This is a genomic window from Streptomyces sp. NPDC006296 (assembly GCF_040613235.1).
GTDB lineage: Bacteria > Actinomycetota > Actinomycetes > Streptomycetales > Streptomycetaceae > Streptomyces.
In genome coordinates, this window is record NZ_JBEXRT010000017.1 from 1 (window position 1) to 17,072 (window position 17,072).

At 74.0% G+C, this 17,072-nt stretch carries 16 protein-coding genes; 9 read left to right on the forward strand and 7 right to left on the reverse strand.

Annotated features, from left to right (window positions below):
* The first annotated feature begins 372 nt into the window (after positions 1–372).
* The gene (locus tag ABZ172_RS14245; RefSeq protein ID WP_356883931.1) at positions 373–1,266 is read left to right on the forward strand and encodes an alpha/beta hydrolase; all 894 of its coding nucleotides are present in this window, start codon (positions 373–375) and stop codon (positions 1,264–1,266) included.
* Between the two features lie 172 nt (positions 1,267–1,438).
* On the opposite strand, the gene ABZ172_RS14250 is transcribed toward ABZ172_RS14245, so the two are convergent.
* From ABZ172_RS14250 to ABZ172_RS14260, 3 genes are read right to left on the reverse strand one after another with little or no spacing between them, the layout of a single operon-like run.
* Positions 1,439–3,079 carry a transporter gene (locus ABZ172_RS14250; protein WP_356883725.1) on the reverse strand — a complete coding sequence of 547 codons (1,641 nt, stop codon included), beginning with the start codon at positions 3,077–3,079 and terminating at the stop codon, positions 1,439–1,441.
* Entirely contained in the window at positions 3,076–3,900 is an 825-nt protein-coding gene (locus tag ABZ172_RS14255) for an ABC transporter ATP-binding protein (protein WP_356883727.1), read from the reverse strand. The genes ABZ172_RS14250 and ABZ172_RS14255 overlap by 4 nt, the downstream gene beginning before the upstream one ends.
* Positions 3,901–3,938: 38 nt before the next feature.
* On the reverse strand, positions 3,939–4,616 hold the full coding sequence (locus tag ABZ172_RS14260) for a bifunctional DNA primase/polymerase (protein WP_356883729.1): 678 nt from the start codon (positions 4,614–4,616) through the stop codon (positions 3,939–3,941).
* 258 nt (positions 4,617–4,874) lie between these two features.
* On the opposite strand from ABZ172_RS14260, the gene ABZ172_RS14265 reads away from it, so the two are divergent.
* Both ABZ172_RS14265 and ABZ172_RS14270 read left to right on the forward strand, forming a co-directional pair.
* Positions 4,875–6,257: a transcriptional regulator gene (locus tag ABZ172_RS14265; RefSeq protein ID WP_356883731.1), complete on the forward strand. Its 1,383-nt coding sequence runs from the start codon at positions 4,875–4,877 to the stop codon at positions 6,255–6,257.
* A gap of 160 nt (positions 6,258–6,417) precedes the next feature.
* Positions 6,418–7,824, forward strand: a complete 1,407-nt coding sequence (locus ABZ172_RS14270) for a hypothetical protein (RefSeq protein WP_356883733.1) — start codon at positions 6,418–6,420, stop codon at positions 7,822–7,824.
* Positions 7,825–7,880: 56 nt separating this feature from the next.
* Here ABZ172_RS14270 and ABZ172_RS14275 read toward each other — a convergent pair whose 3' ends face one another.
* Positions 7,881–9,149, reverse strand: a complete 1,269-nt coding sequence (locus ABZ172_RS14275) for an ABC transporter substrate-binding protein (RefSeq protein ID WP_356883735.1) — start codon at positions 9,147–9,149, stop codon at positions 7,881–7,883.
* Between the two features lie 174 nt (positions 9,150–9,323).
* Between ABZ172_RS14275 and ABZ172_RS14280 the strand changes: the two genes are divergently transcribed.
* Both ABZ172_RS14280 and purU read left to right on the forward strand, forming a co-directional pair.
* On the forward strand, positions 9,324–9,770 hold the full coding sequence (locus ABZ172_RS14280) for a hypothetical protein (protein ID WP_356883933.1): 447 nt from the start codon (positions 9,324–9,326) through the stop codon (positions 9,768–9,770).
* Positions 9,771–9,798: 28 nt separating this feature from the next.
* Positions 9,799–10,698 carry a formyltetrahydrofolate deformylase gene (gene purU / locus ABZ172_RS14285; RefSeq protein WP_356883737.1) on the forward strand — a complete coding sequence of 300 codons (900 nt, stop codon included), beginning with the start codon at positions 9,799–9,801 and terminating at the stop codon, positions 10,696–10,698.
* A 60-nt stretch (positions 10,699–10,758) separates the two neighbouring features.
* On the opposite strand, the gene ABZ172_RS14290 is transcribed toward purU, so the two are convergent.
* Positions 10,759–12,042 (reverse strand): maleylpyruvate isomerase N-terminal domain-containing protein, encoded by a 1,284-nt coding sequence (locus ABZ172_RS14290; RefSeq protein WP_356883739.1) that lies wholly within the window; start codon positions 12,040–12,042, stop codon positions 10,759–10,761.
* A complete protein-coding gene (locus tag ABZ172_RS14295; RefSeq protein WP_356883741.1) occupies positions 12,039–12,620 on the reverse strand; it encodes a sigma-70 family RNA polymerase sigma factor in 582 nt (193 codons plus the stop codon). Before ABZ172_RS14295 ends, ABZ172_RS14290 begins: the two co-directional genes overlap by 4 nt.
* Positions 12,621–12,910: 290 nt before the next feature.
* Between ABZ172_RS14295 and ABZ172_RS14300 the strand changes: the two genes are divergently transcribed.
* The 4 genes from ABZ172_RS14300 (at position 12,911) to ABZ172_RS14315 (ending at position 15,723) form a co-directional block, all read left to right on the forward strand.
* Positions 12,911–13,285 (forward strand): STAS domain-containing protein, encoded by a 375-nt coding sequence (locus ABZ172_RS14300; protein ID WP_356883743.1) that lies wholly within the window; start codon positions 12,911–12,913, stop codon positions 13,283–13,285.
* Positions 13,286–13,358: 73 nt separating this feature from the next.
* Positions 13,359–13,895, forward strand: coding sequence for an EF-hand domain-containing protein (locus ABZ172_RS14305; protein WP_356883745.1), 537 nt, complete (start codon positions 13,359–13,361; stop codon positions 13,893–13,895).
* 784 nt (positions 13,896–14,679) lie between these two features.
* Positions 14,680–15,144: an ATP-binding protein gene (locus ABZ172_RS14310; protein ID WP_356883747.1), complete on the forward strand. Its 465-nt coding sequence runs from the start codon at positions 14,680–14,682 to the stop codon at positions 15,142–15,144.
* A 153-nt stretch (positions 15,145–15,297) separates the two neighbouring features.
* On the forward strand, positions 15,298–15,723 hold the full coding sequence (locus tag ABZ172_RS14315) for a DUF2809 domain-containing protein (protein ID WP_356883749.1): 426 nt from the start codon (positions 15,298–15,300) through the stop codon (positions 15,721–15,723).
* 156 nt (positions 15,724–15,879) lie between these two features.
* Here the strand turns inward: ABZ172_RS14315 and ABZ172_RS14320 are convergent, their stop codons facing one another.
* Positions 15,880–17,067, reverse strand: a complete 1,188-nt coding sequence (locus ABZ172_RS14320) for an NAD(P)/FAD-dependent oxidoreductase (RefSeq protein WP_356883751.1) — start codon at positions 17,065–17,067, stop codon at positions 15,880–15,882.
* Positions 17,068–17,072: the final 5 nt, after the last annotated feature.

The window sequence follows — 17,072 nt, forward strand, 5'->3', positions numbered from 1 at the left end:
CGGAAGTCACACCTCGGGGGGCCGCGCCCCGCCCTGCCCCCCCACCCCGGCCGCGGGGGGGGGCCCCCCCCGCGCGCCCCCCCGGGGCCCCCGGCCCGCCACGCGCCCCCGCCCCCCGCCGGCCCGGGGGCCGGTCCTCCCCCGTGCTGACCTGGAGCCCCGAGCTCTCGAAGTCAGTCCCCGCGGACCCCTGTCCCCGAGCGGTCCGCTTCCCGGTGAAGGTCTCCCCGGGCCGGCCGTCGCCAATCCCGAACCGCTGTCACTCAAACGTGGGATGGTGCGCGCCGGGCGCGCGTTTTCGAATAAGAGTTCGATAGTCTGGCGTGCACGCACACACGGTGATCGAGGATCCAGAAGGGGGTGCCAGGACCTATGGTGCGGCGCATCGATGTGACCGGATCGGACGGTGTACGCCTCGCGGCCTGGGAGTTCGCCGATCCGCCCAAGGAGGGCGCGGAGGCCGGGCGGGCCCCCGGGATCCTGATGCTGCACGGCCTGATGGGACGGGCCACGCACTGGGCGTCCACCGCCCGCTGGCTCTCCGAGCGCCACCGGCCGGTCGGCCTCGACCAGCGGGGCCACGGGCGCAGCGGCAAGCCGGCCGGCGGCTCGTACACCCGTGACGCGTACGTCGCGGACGCCGAGGCCGTGATCGAACAGCTGGACCTCGCCCCGGTGACCCTCGTCGGGCACTCGATGGGCGCGCTCACCGCCTGGCAGCTCGCCGCGAAGCGCCCCGACCTCGTCAAGGCGCTGATCATCTGCGACATGCGGGCCTCCGCGATCGGCGCGGCCTCGCAGCGCGAGTGGGCGGACTGGTTCAGCGCCTGGCCGCTGCCCTTCGCGACGCTCTCCGACGTGCGGAAGTGGTTCGGCGAGGACGACCCCTGGGTGGAGCGGCCGAACCCGGCACGCGGCGAGTTCTTCGCCGAGGTCATGACCGAGGCCGCCGACGGCTGGCGGCCCGTCTTCTCCCGGGAGCAGATGCTCACCTCGCGGGCCACCTGGGTCTACGACGCCCACTGGGAGGAGCTGGCCCAGGTCCGCTGCCCCACCCTGGTCCTGCGCGGGATCGAGGGGGAGCTGGGCCGGGCCGAGGCCCAGGAGATGGTCCGGGTCCTCCCGCGCGGGCAGTACGCCGAGGTGGAGGACGCCGGCCATCTCGTCCACTACGACCGGCCGGAGGGCTGGCGGAGGGCCGTCGAGCCCTTCCTGGAACAGCTCGCCGAGGGGCGCAGCGGCGACCGGGAGCCCGTCAGCCCCTGAACCCCGGACACCCCCGGCGTGCGCCGGCCCCGGCCCGGGACCGGTCCAGGCCCAGCGGGCGCGGGACCACCCGCAGCCCCCGGGACCGCGCGCAGCACCCGGGCCCGTGCCCCGGCCCGTGCGCGGGCGGCCCTGCCGCGTGTGCGGAGAGCCCCCGCGCCCCGTGCCTCCCTCAGCCCTTGCTGACCGCAGCCAGGATCTCGGGGAGCCGCCGTGCGGTCTGCGGTGCCGCCAGCCGTACGCCCAGCCATCCCAGGAACGCCCCGTACACCGCGCCCACCGGCAGCAGCAGCCACAGCTGGTCCTGGCGGTCCGCCACGTGCAGCCAGATCGTCAGCCCGATCACCGGCCCGCTGAGCACCGCGGCCGCCACCATCCCGCCGAAGACGGAGATCCAGGCGAGCCCGCCCTGACCCGGCACGACGTTCTTGAACGCGCCGTCCTGCGGGATCGAGTACGGGAACAGCGCCGAGGCGAGGGCGCCCGTCGCCAGCATCGCGCCGAGCACCGAGAACGACAGCCCCATGACCCCCGGCAGTGCCGCCCAGTCCCCGATGACCGCCGCGGTCACCACCGTCACCAGCACCGTGTAGGGCAGGGTGATCAACAGCAGGGCCAGTGCCCGCGCCCGGAGTTCCAGGAAGGCGTCCCGCGTCGAGGACACCGAGAGCGCCACCATCCAGAACGCGGAGGTGTCCTGCCCGAACTGGTTGTACATCTGCATGCCGAGCATCCCGGCCGCGAAGCAGGCGAAGTACACCGATCCGGACCCCTGCACCGCGTTGAGCACCGGCACGATCAGGCCGATCGCCAGCGCGGTCACCCAGGCCGCCTTGGTCTTCGGATCCCGCACGACATAGCGCAGGCTCCGATCCATCACCGTGCCCGTACGCCCCTCGGGAAGCAGCGCGAAGAGACCCGAACGGCCCGACCCGGAGCGCCCCGACCCCGGTTCGGCGGTGAGGGTGGAACCGTCCGGCGACGTCATCAGCTTCACGAGGCTCCTCTGCCACAGGCCCATCACGACGCCCAGCGCCAGCACCGAGACCAGCAGCTGCCCGAGCGCCGTCCCGTACTCCCCCGCAGAGGCCGAGTCCACCGCCCCGACGGCCGAGGCCGCCGGCAGCCAGCGCACCACGTCCGCGACCGGTTCGAGCGAGGACAGCCCGCCCGCCCGGCCCAGGCGCTGCGCACCGAAGTTGACGAACTGGATGCCCACCGCGACCACCAGACCGCTGAGCACCGCGAGGTCGCGGCCCTTGCGCGAGGTCAGCAGCCGGATGTTGGCCGTCGTGACCGACCGGGCCAGCGCCACACAGACCAGCAGCGTCAGCGGCACGGCGACCACCGCGAACACCACCGCGACGGCCCCGTGCGCCAGGGCGATCACCGAGCCGAGCAGCAGGGCGAGCGTGAAGAACGGGCCGATCCCGATCAGCGAAGCCGTCAGCAGCGCCCCGACCAGCGGCCGCGGCCGCAACGGCAGCATCACCAGCCGGCTCGGGTCCAGGGTCTCGTCCCCGCTCGGGAAGAACAGCGGCATCACCGCCCAGCCCAGCGCCACCACCGCGGTCAGCAGCACCACCGGAACACCCGCCAGCGCGTGCCCGCGGAGCGCGACCAGCCCAATCACCATCCCCACCGCCAGCAGCAGCGTGACGACGAGGGACACGACGTACGCGGCCCGCCGGCCGGACGATCCGCGCAGCCCGTTGCGCAACAGCGTCAGCTTGAGCCGCGCGAAGACGGGGACGAGGCCCTGGCCGCCCGCGGCCGGGACCGCCTCGCCCACGGGGGCGTCCAGCACCGTCATCGGGCACCGCCCAGCCAGTCCAGGGAGTCCCCGGTGTCCCGGGAGCCCGCACCGACGAGTTCGAGGAAGGCGTCCTGCAGGGAGCCGGCCTCGCCCCGCACCTCGGCCAGGGTGCCGTGGGCACGGATCCGCCCCGCCGCCATGACGGCCACCCAGTCGCAGAGGGACTCGACGAGCTCCATCACATGGCTGGAGAAGACCACGGTCGCCCCGGAGCGCGTGTAGCGCTCCAGCACCCCGCGGATGGTCTGCGCCGACACCGGGTCCACACCCTCGAACGGCTCGTCGAGGAAGAGGACTTCGGGATTGTGCAGCAGCGCGGACGCCAGTCCGATCTTCTTCCGCATCCCGGTCGAGTAGTCCACGACCAGCTTGTGCTGGGACCCCGCGAGATCCAGCACGTCGAGCAGCTGGGTGGCCCGCTTGTCGACCTCCGCACCCGGAAGCCCGCGCAACCTGCCCGTGTAACCGAGGAGTTCACGCCCCGAGAGCCGCTCGAAGAGCCGCAGCCCCTCGGGCAGCACCCCGATCCGGGACTTCACCTCGACCGGGTCCCGCCACACGTCGTGGCCCGCGACCTCGATCCGTCCCCTGTCGGGCCGCAACAGCCCCGTCACCATCGAGAGCGTCGTGGTCTTCCCCGCGCCGTTGGGACCCACCAGACCCACGAACTTGCCCGCGGGCAGCTCCAGATCGATCCCCCCGACCGCGACCTGCTCCCCGAACCGCTTCCACAGCCCTTCCACTCGCACCGCGGGGGCGAGCCCGGAAGCCGCACCCGCCGTCCCGATCTCGTCTGCACGCTCTGCCTGGTCCGGCATGGCACTGCCTTTCGAAGTCCCCGCTTGTGGGGACCACCCTACGAAAGACGGCTGCGGGCGTCGGCGGCCTCCCGGGCGCAGGCGTACGCGAGCGGGCTGATCAGCTCGTCCGCGTCGGGCAGCCACAGATCGGCGCGGGACGGCCTGCGGGCCCACTGCACGGCACCGCGCCCGGCCATCCGGGTCGGCGGCGCGGCGACGTGATCGCCCTCGCCGCGCCCGACCAGGCCGATCGTCTCGGCGTTCCAGCCCAGGCCGCGGACGAGCTCGGGTGCCTTCGCCGCCGAGCCCGGCCGTGCGAAGAACAGCATCCGGCGGTCCGGGGTGCGGGTCACCGGGCCCAGCGTCAGGCCCATCCGCTCCGTCCGGGCCAGCGCCAGGAAGCCCGCCGACTCCGGTACGTCCAGGGCGTCGAAGGTCCGTCCGGCGGGCAGCAGCACCGACGAGCCCGGCTGTCTGCTCCACATCCGGCGGGCGGCCGCGGCACTGCCGGTCACCTGGGCCGCCCAGTCCGGCCCGGTGGGGTGCGCCCCCGGGGCCGGGCAGTCGGCGTCACCGCACGAACAGCGCTCCGTCCCCCCGGCGGCCTCCAGCCAGGTGCCGGGGAACACGTCCCAGTGCCGCTCCTGGGTGTACCAGGCGGCGGCCTCCAGCAGCTGTTCACCTCGCTGCTTGGGGACCTGGGGGGCTTCCGTCACTCCGATGGGCTCTTCCACTCCCCACTCAACTCCGTGCGCCCCCCGGGGTTACGGGCGCGCGCTCACTCGTCGGGGTGGTTCCGGTCCCCGCACGCGGGGCGCACGGGTGCACTGCCGGGGGCGCGTGGGAGGAAGCGCACCGGTGTCCGGGTAGGCAGGCGCAGGATTGTGCCAACTCACCACCGCACGTACCCGGTACAGATGAATATGCGCATTTCTCGTGCCGTGCCGGGCAGAGATGCCTTCGCTGAAATCACCGTGGTCTCAGGGGGAAATATGGCAGCCAGACCTCTCGTCGCCCGCCAGCCGAACGAACGGCTCCAGACGCTCATCCAGGAGGCGGCGTGCTCCAACGCCGGTCTCGCACGGCGGGTCAACATGGTCGGTTCGGAGCGGGGACTCGATCTCCGCTACGACAAGACCTCGGTGGCCCGCTGGCTGCGCGGCCAGCAGCCGCGCGGCAGGGCGCCGGGCATCATCGCCGAGGCCATCGGGCGCAAGCTCGGGCGTACGGTCACGATCGACGAGATCGGCATGGCCAACGGCAAGAGCCTGGCCTCCGGGGTGGGGCTCCAGTTCGCCCCCACCGTGCTCGGCGCGGTCGAGCAGGTCTGCGAGCTGTGGCGCAGCGACGTGGGCCGCCGCGACCTGCTGTCCGGTTCGGCGGTGGCCGCCTCCGCGCTGGTCGAGCCCAGCCGGGACTGGCTGATCACCGGGGCCGACCCCCAGGTGGCGCGGACCGCCGGGAGCAGGGTCGGCCTGCCGGACGTGGCGGCGGTGCGGGCGATGACCACCGCCCTCATCGACCTGGACCACCGCTTCGGCAGCGGGCATGTGCGGCCCGTGCTGGTCCACTACCTCAACAGCGTGGTGTCCGGGCTGCTTTCGGGCTCGTACCGCGAATCGGTCGGCCGTGAGCTGTTCGCCGCGGCCGCCCGGCTCACCGAGCTCGCCGGGTACATGGCCGTCGACACGGGTCAGCCGGGACTGGCCCAGCGGTACTACATCCAGGCGCTGCGCCTGGCCCAGGCGGCCGGCGACCGTGCCTACGGGGGCTATGTGCTGGCCGCCTCGATGAGCCATCTCGCGGCCCAGCTCGGCAATCCGCGCGAGATCGCCCAACTGGCCCGGGCCGCGCAGGAGGGGGCGCGGGGGCGGGTCACCCCGAGGGCGGAGTCGATGTTCCACGCGGCGGAGGCCCGGGGCCACGCGCTGATGGGCGACGCCCGTACCTGCCAGACCGCGGCGGGCCGTGCGCTGACCGCCCTGGAGCAGGCCGATCCGGACACCGGGGACGATCCGGACTGGATCGCGCACTTCGACGCGGGCTACCTCGCCGACGAACTCGCGCACTGCCACCGCGACCTGGGGCAGGGGGAGCCGGCCGCCCGCCGCGCCAAGGAGGCGCTGGCGGCCCTCCCGGAGTCCCGGACCCGGCGCCGCGGCATCGGCCTGGTGCTGCTGGCCTCGGCACAGGTGCAGCAGCGTGAGGTGGAGCAGGCCTGCCACACGGGACTGCGCGCGATGGAACTGCTGGGGACGGTGCGCTCCAGCCGGGGTGCCGAATATCTCGACGACCTGCAACAGCGGTTCGAGCCCTACGCCAACGAACCCTCGGTCCGCGAGTTCGGTGCCAGGCTGGAGCTGCAGGCCGCCTGACCGGCGCCTTCGCCGGCCCCACTCCCGTCAGCGCCGCGGGAGCCCCAGGTGTCACCCGCCCTGTGAAGGGGTGGTGACCGCTCTCGGGCGCTTGGCGCCGGGCTCCGGACACCCGGTAGCGTGAGCCGACGATTCCATAGGTTCACACGTAGGAGTCCCGGTGACGCAGAGCGGACAGGGTGACGAGCGGCAGCTTCCCGCTGTACGGCCCGCGCACGAAGGTGTCGTGCTGCCCGCGGAGGGTGGTCCCCCCTGGCACGCGGGGAGTCCGGCGGGCGGGCAGCCGGAGCAGACCACTCCCGCGGGCGGCCAGCCGTGGGGCCAGCCCTGGGGCCCGCAGGGCGGGCACCAGGACGGCCCGCCGCCCGGGCAGCTGCCCCCCGAGCACTACCCGCAGGACGCCTACCGGCAGCCGCAGCACGAGCCGTACCCGCAGCAGCACTACGCGCCGCAGCAGGACGCGTACCGGCAGGACCCGTACCAGCACCAGTCCTTCGCCCAGCCCCTGCCGCCCGAGGCCGGTCCCGCGGGAGGCACGGGGCAGGGCGGGGACGCGGACGCCACGCAGTACATCGCGCCCGTCCCCGGCGGGATGCCGCCCGAGCGCGCGGCGGAGTCCACCCGCTACCTGGGGCACGACGCCGCGCCCGCACCGCAGTCCGACGCGGACGCGACCCAGTACATACCCCCGGTGCCCGGCGGAGCTCCGTACGGGATACGGCCGGGAGCCCCGGGCGACCGGCAGCCGCCCGCGGAGTTCGACAACCTCTTCCGCAGCGACGAGCCCGCCGGCGCCACCCAGCAGATGCCCCGGTTCGCCGGGCAGCAGCAGCCGCAGGGCGCTCCGGCCCACCGGCCGGCCCCGCAGGCCCCCCAGGGCGGGCACGGCGGCCACGGCGGTCACGGACGCCAGGCACCCGACCAGGGCGGTGACGCCCCGCGCAGACGGTCCGCGGCCGTCCCGCTGATCGCGGCCGTCGTCGTCGGCTGCGCCGTCATCGGACTCGGCGCCGGCGCCCTGATGAGCGGCGGCGACGACACCCCCGACGACAAGAAGACGGTGGCCGCCCAGAGCCCCACCGCCGGCTCCCCGCAGGAGGAGGCCGACCCCGCGAAGCCGCAGGCCGAGGAGCTCGACAAGCTGCTCGCGGACAGCAACAGCAGCCGCTCCGCGGTGATCAGCGCGGTCGAGAAGATCAAGAGCTGCCGGGAACTCGACCAGGCCGCCACCGACCTCAAGGGCGCCGCCGAGCAGCGCCGGAGCCTGGTGACCCGGCTGGAGGCGCTCAGCGTCGACAAGCTCCCCGACCACGCCGCGCTGAAGAGCTCCCTGACCCAGGCCTGGCAGGCGTCGGCCGAGGCCGACGACCACTACGCGGCCTGGGCCGTCCAGGCCAAGCACGGCAAGAAGGTCTGCAAAGGCGGCAAGGCCCGTACGACCGACGAGACCGCCAAGGCCAACGCGTCGAGCGGCGAGGCCACCACCGCCAAGCAGAAGGCCTCCGGCCTCTGGAACTCCCTCGCGCAGAAGTACGGCCTCACCGAGCGCGCCCCCACCCAGCTCTGACGCCCCGTCACCGGCTCCCGGCCCGCTCACCCCGGGCGGGGGCCGGTGCCCGCGCGTCAGCCGCCGGAGTGGGAGTCGACGAGGGTCTCCGTGACGTCCACGAAGCCCTTCCTCTCCGTGGTCAGACGTCCGTCGCGGACCACCTGGAACGTGACCCGCCCGTTGACGATGCGCCCGTAGGCGGCCGTGCCGACCATGTCCTGGAACCGCCAGCGCAGGACCGGGGTGAGGCCGCCGGTGTCCACCTCGGTGCCGCGGTTGAGGCTCACGGAGATCCCGCCCGCCGTGATGTCCGGCCGGTCCATCGCCTCGACGACCGCCTTCAGCACGGTGTACGCGATCCAGGTGGTCTGCACCCCCGAGTCGGTCGGATCGATCCGGTTGTCCCCGAAGGCGTACGTCCGGATCACCTTCCGCATCTCGTTCCAGCGGGCGTCGCCCGACTCCGGGTACCAGCCGGTGACGAGCGCCCCCTCGAAGGGGCTGTCCGGTCCCCCCGTGCGGTCGACGAGGGCCTGGCCGACGCTGCCGAGCACCGACGAGATCCGCACCCGGCTGCCCTCCGGTTCCAGCCGCCGGAAGGAGTCGAAGAAGGTCTCCGTGCTCCTGCCGAGCACCGCGGTCACACAGCCGTCGCCCGCCCGGTCGAGGGCCCCGGCCGCCTCGCTCTCGTACGAGGTGGCCCCCTCGGTCGTGCTGATGTCGTAGGGCGCGGGGCGGTCGCGCCGGTTCAGGCCGGTGTCCAGGAGGCCGGGCAGGGTGTCACCGACCAGGGTGTCGGGCCGCACGAGCGCGACGCGTGCGCACCCGGCGGCCAGCTGCTCGCCGTTGCCCGCCACCAGGGCCGGCTGGCCGCCGTTGACCGGGTAGGAGAGATAGCTGGTGAACTCGTCGGCCGACGCTCCGTACCCGCCGATGTACGGGATGCCGGCGGCCTCCAGCGGGGCCAGGAACGCCCGGCCGTACCGGCTGTACGAACCGACGACCGCCGCCACGTCCTCGTCGGCCGCCCGCCGGGCGCACTTCGACGCCCCGGCCGCGGTGTCCTGCTCGTTGCAGGTGAGCACCCGGAGCTCGTGGCCGCCGATCCCGCCCCTGTCGTTGATCCAGCGGGCGTAGGTCCTCGCCATGGCCGGCATGCCCGCCATGTTCACCGCGTCGGCCGCGGTGGTGTCGGGCGCCCAGGTCATCACGGTGACCGGGTCCCCGGAACCGCCCGGGGACCCCGGGAGCACCCCGCAGCCGGACAGCAGCAGCGCCCCGGCCGCCGCCGATGTGAGGAGCCTGTAGGGACGGGGGGAGGTGAGGCGTCGCCATCCGGTCATGGTCGTGAACTTTCGCGCTCCAGGGGTAACGCCGCTGTGTGCCGCCGTCAACGCAGGGTGACGTGGAGGTGAAATCCGGGGGGCCGCGTCCGGCCGCCGGCGGGGAACGTACGATCGGCAACCGTGCAGCAAGGTTCGGAGAACACTTCCCGTCGCGGCCGTCGCTCGTCCACCATGGGCGGCATGCCGCTCAACGACATGCCCTGGTGGCGCTGGCGCAGCAACGTGCGCTCGGCGCTGCACATGCTCTCCGACCCCGTCTTCCACCACGAGTGCTGGCTGGCCGGCCGGGAGGGGTACGGCGACGTCACCGACGCCGTGTACCGCCTGGTCGAGGACACCTGGCTGGACAACTGGTCCGCCGAGAAGTACGTGGGGACGATCTTCCGCGACTCCGCCGAGGCCGCCCTCGTGGACGTCGCTGCCCTGCGGGTGCTGCGCATCATGCACCAGATAGGCGCCGACGCCCCGGTGTCCGCCTATCTGGAGCACCCGGGCTGGCAGGAGGCGGTCATGGCGGCCCGCGAGGCCCATGTGATGCTCGCCACCAACGACGCGGAGGACCCGGACACCCCGCCGCGCTCGCTGGACGTGCTCCGCATCATGACCAGCTCCGCCTGAGCGCCGGGCGGTGTGGCACCCTACGGGGATGACCGCGCCGCAGCCCGCCGAATCCGTACCCGCTGCCTCGGACACCGCCTCCGAGCAGTACGTCCTCACCCTGTCCTGCCCCGACAAGCAGGGCATCGTGCACGCCGTGTCGAGCTACCTCTTCATGACCGGCTGCAACATCGAGGACAGCCAGCAGTTCGGCGACCACGACACCGGTCTCTTCTTCATGCGGGTCCACTTCTCGGCGGACGCCACGGTCACCGTGGACAAGCTGCGCGCCAGCTTCGCGGCGATCGGGGAGGCCTTCCGGATGGACTGGCAGATCCACCGGTCGAGCGACCGGATGCGGGTCGTGCTGATGGTCAGCAAGTTCGGCCACTGCCTCAACGACCTGCTGTTCCGCTCGCGCACCGGTGCCCTGCCGGTCGAGATCGCGGCCGTGGTCTCCAACCACACGGACTTCGCCGAGCTGGTCGCCTCCTACGGCGTCCCGTTCCGGCACATCCCGGTGACCCGGGAGAACAAGCCGGAGGCCGAGGCACAGCTGCTGGAGCTGGTCCGCGGGGAGAACGTCGAACTCGTCGTCCTGGCCCGCTACATGCAGGTGCTCTCGGACGACCTGTGCAAGCAGCTGAGCGGCCGGATCATCAACATCCACCACTCCTTCCTGCCGAGCTTCAAGGGCGCCAAGCCGTACCACCAGGCCCACGCCCGCGGGGTGAAGCTGATCGGCGCGACGGCGCACTACGTGACCGCCGACCTCGACGAGGGGCCGATCATCGAGCAGGAGGTCGAGCGCGTCGGCCACGGCGTCACACCGGACCAGCTCGTCGCGGTCGGGCGGGACGTGGAGTGCCGGGCGCTGGCCCACGCGGTCACCTGGCACGCGGAGCGGCGCATCCTGCTCAACGGCCGCCGTACGGTCGTCTTCCCGTAGGACCCGCCCCACGGCCGGCCTCGGGGTCCCGGCGGCCCGCGCACGAGCCCGCCCGCGCGGTCACAGCCTGCTGAGGGAGGCCGCCGCGAACAGGACGTCGCTGATCGCCTCGCGGTCGCCCTCCTGGCCGGCCGCGGCCTCCACCGGCGGCACGTGACCGGCGACCAGCCGGCAGAACTCCACCCCGTCGAGCGCGACCTGCGCGACCGTGTGGGCGGGGGAGCCGAGGGCGGCCGGCGAGTCCAGTGCGATGTACCAGTCACCCCCGCCGCGGCCCTCGATCTCCAGGTGCAGGGAGCGCCCCGGCGAGCCCGCGGTCACCAGGTGACGGACGGGTGAGGCCAGCCCCGCGCGGCGGCGCTCGGCGAGGGTTCCGGGCAGCAGCCGCGCGGTCAGGTCGATCATGCGGTGCAGATGGGCGGCGGCCGGCGGCTCGTAGGGGTAGTCCACCGCGTTCGCGATGTCACCGCCGTGGATCCAGCACTCGAAGGCCCGCTCCAGGAGCGAGTCCTGCAGCGGGAGGGCGAAGCCCCCGTACGGCACGGAGAGCTCCGCGACGCCCCGGCCGGCGAACGACACCGTACGCACGAGGGAGTGGCTCTGGTCGCGCCAGGGCTCCCGCACGGTCCGGGTGGGCGGGCGGCGCGCGGCGGACCAGTACGCCTCGGTGCGCCCGGTCGCCGTCGGCGGCGGGGCGTCGTCCCCCTTGCCGAGCGGGTCGTCCAGCCCCAGCGCCCGCGACACCAGGCCGTCCACCGCCAGCAGATGGCCGATCACCCCGGCGACCGTCGTCTTCCGGTTCACCTGACGGTCGGCCTCGAACCACTTGAGCCGGACCGGCGCGTGCCACTCCGCGGCACCGATATCCCGCAGCAGCGCGTCCAGCCGGGCGGTCTCCGCGTCGTAGGGGGCCGCCCACGCAGGGACCGGGATGCGGGCCGGGCGGCGGCCCAGGCAGCCCTCCAGGACCCGGGACCGCAGCATCGGGTCCAGGTCGAGCGTGCCCTCGGTGTGCAGCAGCCCCACGGCCTCGCGCAGCCGCAGCCCCTCGTCGGCGCAGGGGGCGCAGGTGGGGAGGTGCTCCTCGACGGCCGCGGTCTCCTCGGCGGAGCAGGCGGTCAGGGCCCAGGCGCCCAGCAGGGACTTGAGCACCTCGTGCGGGAGCGGTTTCACGGACGGCCCGGACGGCGCGGACGGCTCCGGATCAGGGGGCTCCGCCGCCTCGCGGTCCGCCGACCGCACCGGGGGCAGCGACTCCCGGTCGTCCGCGGCGGCCCGGGGCCCCGGTATGCGTCGTTCCACCGGCTGCTCCTCACGGCCGCCGCGGCCCTGGCCGCCGTTCACGGCGTCGGCCCGTAGCCGGGAGGGGCGGTGTCCGTCGAGGAGTGGGTGTGCGCGGTGGAGAGCAGTTGCAGGCCGAGCCGGAGCCGGCGCCGTGCCTCGTCCCCGGTGACACCGAGGTCGGCGGCGGCCTGCCGGTAGTCCCGCCGCTGGACGTACGCGAGGTCCAGGGCGGCGCGCAGCGGTGCGGGCATGGAGGCGACGATGTAGTCGGCGCGTGCCGCGGTGGTCGCCCTGAGCACCCGGTGCTCCAGCTCCTCGGCGTGCGCGTCCGCGTCGGGCCCCTCGGCCTCCGGGTGCGTCCCGCGGAGCCTCTGCACGGACTGGCGGTGGGTGAGCCGGGCCACCCACGAGCGCATCGAGCCGTGCTTCGGGTCGTAGGCGTCCGGGTTCTCCCAGACGTAGCCGAAGACCTCCCGCGTCACCTGGTCCGCGGCGTCCTCGTCGTCGAGCATGCGGTGGGCCTGGCTGTGGACGAGAACGGCGAACCGGTCGTAGAACTCGCCGAGCGCCGCCGCCTCGCCGCGGGCCAGCCGCTGCTGCATGCGGCGGTCCCAGCGCGGTGGTGCGTCCTTCGCCATCCGGCCCCCAGCCCTGTGCCTCTCGTGACGTCGAATGTAGTCGGCAGCATGCTCCGGACACGCACCTTTCCGGCAAGTGCATCCCAGGAGTGGCGCCGGATGATAGAGAATGCTTCACCCCTTGCCTTCTCTCGATCGCATAAACGATCCTGAAGTGATCGTTTTTGGTTGCATCCTGTGCCAGGCTGGTGGGCGGAAGCGGGTTTCGCGGGTGGTTTCGCGGGCAGCCGCGAGGAGGAACGGAAACTTCCGGATCCTCCGGAGCCCCCCGGAACGAGAGGCCGAGTCGCGTGACGCTGAAGGTGTACGAGACGGAGCAGGACGAGTGGACCGTGCTGCGGATCCACGGCGAACTCGACCTCGTGAGCTCACCCGTCGTGCGTCAGTCCGTACACGGCGCCGTGGCCGCGGGGCGGCACGACGTGGTCCTCGACCTCTCCGGCGTCCTCTTCTGCGACTCCAGCGGTGTCAACGTCCTGATCGCCGCCCGGCGCCTCATGAAGTCCTGCGGCGGCCGGCTGCGGCTGATCCTCCCGGCCCGCGGCGCCGTCGACGGCTCCCACGTCAACAAGGTCCTCGGCGCGCTCGGCGTGCGGCGCCTCTTCGACGTCTACCCCGACGCCGGCGCGGCCACCGACGAGGAGTCCCGGCCGCTCACCGCCTGACGCGCCACGCGGCCGTCACACCTCCGGGGGCCGCGGGTGACACGTGACGCCCCGGGCGTCGTACCCTCCCCGCATGGACAGCGCAGAGTACGAGCGCAAGATCGCGCACCGGTTCGCCGCCTTCGACCAGGACGGCAACGGCTACATCGATCGCGCCGATTTCAACGACGCCGCGGCCCGTCTGCTCACCGAGTTCGGCACGAAGGCCCGCTGTGACCGCGGCCAGTCGCTGTACTCGGGTGCGGAGGCCTTCTGGCAGGGCATGGCGGGCATCGCCGACGTGGACGGGGACCAGCGCGTCAGCCGGCAGGAGTTCGTCGGCGGGGCGGTGAAGCGCCTGCGGGACAGCCCCGAGCGCTTCGCCGAGATCGCCCGCCCCTTCCTGCGCGCGGCACTCGCCGTCGCCGCCGGGACGGACCCGGAGGGCACCGGACCCGTCTCCGCCCCGGTGGACCGGGTGGAACGCGCCCTGCGGGTGCTCGGGGCCGAGGACGACCTCGCGCGTCTGGCCGCGCGCAGCCTCGACACCGACCAGGACGGGCGGATCGCCGAGACGGAGGCGGTCGCCGCCTTCTCCGCGTACTTCACGGTCATCGAACCCGACGCCTGACAGCCTGACAGCCTGCCGGGCCCGCCGCCCGCACCGCCCGCCCACCCCGACGGGCCCGGGCGGCGCCCGCACGGCCAACTCGCCCTGCCGGGACCGGTGTCCGGCCGGCCGTGACGCCCGGCCGGGCCCTCGCGCGCCCCGCCGGACGCGGCGGCGACCGCCCGGCAGGGCGCCGGGCGGGCCGTACGGGCCGTGCCGTGTGCGCCCCCCCCCGGCCCGGGTCCCCGGGTCCGGCCCGCGCGTCAACACGCCCGGCGGAGTGAGAAGTTCGCGCACCTCTTCGGCCCGTCCCCGGCCGTCCGGGGGCGCCGCCGCCGTGCCGCTCCGGGGGCGGTCGTGGCTGACCGGGGGCGTACGGGTGGTGCACTCCGAGTGACGCAACGCATCCGAAAATCAGGTGCGCCCCCGATGCGACCGGTCACCGGGCGGAGTCACGGGTGTGCGCTCGGGTACGCTCCGTGGGATGCGAGTGGTACTGGAACCGGACGGACCCGGTACGGCCCCCGAGGCCGCGCCGGGTGGTGCACGGTGTCCTGCTCGCGGCCCACGGAGCTGCGACGGGCCTGTCGGGGACCCGGTCCCCGGGATGCCGGCGCGGCTCTGTTCGACTCTCCGCAGCGCGCGTCGCACAGTATGGACCACGCGTACTCCTTCGCGCGGGAATATGCCCGAAGCGCTTGTTGCGGTGACTGTACGTCAACCATGCTGTCTCACAGGGGAGTCACGTTCCGTGACCCCGAGGAGGCGCGAGGCGATGTGTCCGCCGGTTCGGATGGTGTGAGCGGTGCAGGTGCTTCAGGTTCAGCTGGAGGTCGGGCCGGATCCCGCGGAAGTGGGCCGGGCCCGCAGATGGGCGCGGTCGAGGCTGATCGGGTCCGGGATGGAGGACGACGAGCCCCTCGCGGAAACGCTCATCCTGCTGATCTCGGAGCTCGTCACCAACGCGGTCGTCCACACGGGCTGTCCGGCCGTGCTGCGGATGCTCTTCGGCTCGACGAGCCCGGCCGGTTCGGCCGGCACCGTGCGCGTCGAGGTGGCGGACACCAGCTGCCGTCCGCCCCGGCCGCGTCACGCGGAGGGCGAGGACACCAACGGCCGCGGCCTGGAGCTGGTGGACGGCCTGGCCGACCGCTGGGGCTGGCAGCCGGAGGGCGCGGGCAAGCGGATCTGGTGCGAGATCGACCGCGGTGGCCCGCTGGTGGTCCCTGCGGTCCAGGAGCTGCCCGGCGGCGACCGGGCCCGTCTCTGAGACGGCTCACCCCCCGGTGCCCGGTGGATCCGGGCCGGGCTGATCGCCCGCCGGCGGTCCGGTGACCGGTGGGCCGGCGGCCCGCGGGCCGGGGCTCCGGGGCCGTCCAGCGGAGTGGATGCGACCGCTCACGTCCTGATAGACGTACCGGTCATGAGTGAAACACCGGCCGTCCCCGCAGGCGCACCCGGGGCCTTCGCCGTCCGGGCGGCCGCCGCGGCGGTGGCTCTCGTGACCGTCGCCGCCGGTCTCGGCGTCCGCGCGGCGGCGGGCGGCGACGTGGCGAAGTACGCGGGTGACGCCCTGTACACCGTGCTGGTCCACATCCTCGTGGTCCTCCTCGTGCCCCGGGTCAGGCCGCTGACGGCCGCGGTCACCGCGCTGGCCTTCAGCTGGGCCGTCGAACTGGCCCAGCTCACCGGCGTCCCGGCCGAGCTCGCCCGGCAGAGCACGGCGGCCCGGCTGGTGCTCGGCTCGACGTTCAACGCCCCCGACCTGTTCTGGTACGCGGTGGGGGCGGCCCTCGCCTGGGCCGTTCACCGCCGGCTGCCGCCCGGGCGCCCCTCCGCACGGTTCTGACCCGGCGGGGCCGGCCCGCGGGGGAGCGCCGGGTGACCGGCTCGTACGGCGTGGTCCGTTACGCCCCGGGCGCCGCGGCGGTTCTGACGGCCCTGCTCCGCCGCGCGCGGGGCCCGGGGCCGTCAGCCGTCGCCCGGGGTCCCCGGGCGGGCCGGGTCAGCGCGTCTTCGCGACGCGCGCGGCTATCTTCCGCGCGTCCCGGGCCATCTCGCGGAGCATCCCGCTGATCGGGTTGGTGAAGCCGGTGAAGTAGAGGTCCGGCGCCCCGTCCGGGGTGCGGGCGCCGTGCACCACCGGCCGGCCGCGCGGGTCCAGCACGCCGAGGTGCCCGACCAGGCCCTCCAGGGCGCGTTCGTACCCGGTGGCCGCGATCACGGCGTCCGGGGTGATCCGCGTCCCGTCCGCCAGCAGCACCGCGTCCCCGTCGAACGATCCGACCGTCGCCACCGGGACCACCGTGCCGCGCTTCACCGCGTCGATCAGCCCGACGTCCTGCACGGGGATCGCGCCCTCCTTGACCCGGGAGTACAGGCCCGTGTCGGGGCGGGGGAGGCCCTGTGCCGCGAGGTCGGGCACGGAGACGCGGCACATCAGGCGGCCCGCCCGGTCGACGAGCCCCACCGGCAGCCTGCGGACCAGGACGGCGGTGGCCTGGGCGGGCCAGCCGGCCGTCGAACGGCGCACGATGTGCGGGACCGTGCGGACCGCGATCCGCACCCGGGACGCCCCGCCCTCGACCAGGTCCACGGCGATCTCCGCCCCCGTGTTGCCGATCCCGACGACCAGGACGTCCTTGCCCGCGTACGGGGCGGGGGAGCGGTACTCCGCGGCGTGCACCAGCTCTCCGGTGAAGTCCTCGCTCCCGGCCCACGCGGGGACCTTCGGGGTGTGGTTGAAGCCGGTGGCGACCACCACCGCACGGCCGGTCAGCACCCGGCCGCCGGTGGCGCTCAGCTGCCAGCCGGTGCCGTCACCGGTCCGGTCGATCCGCGAGACCTCGACGCCCGTCACCACCTCCAGCTCGTGGTGCTCCGCGTACTTCTCCAGGTAGCGCACCATGTCGTCGCGCGACACCCAGCGCCCGAACCTGCGGGGCATCGGCAGCCCGGGCAGGGCGGACCAGCGCCGGATCGTGTGGAGGTGCAGCCGGTCGTAGTGGCCCCGCCAGGACGACCCGACCTGGCCGGACTTCTCCAGGACGACCGCCCGGACGCCCTGCTCCCGCAGGGCCGCGGCCGCGGCGAGACCGCCCGGGCCGCCGCCGATCACGTAGACCGGCCGCCCGTCGGTGCGGTCCATGGGGTCGGACGGGGTGTCGTGGGGGGTGGGGGTGCTTTCGGGCATGCTTC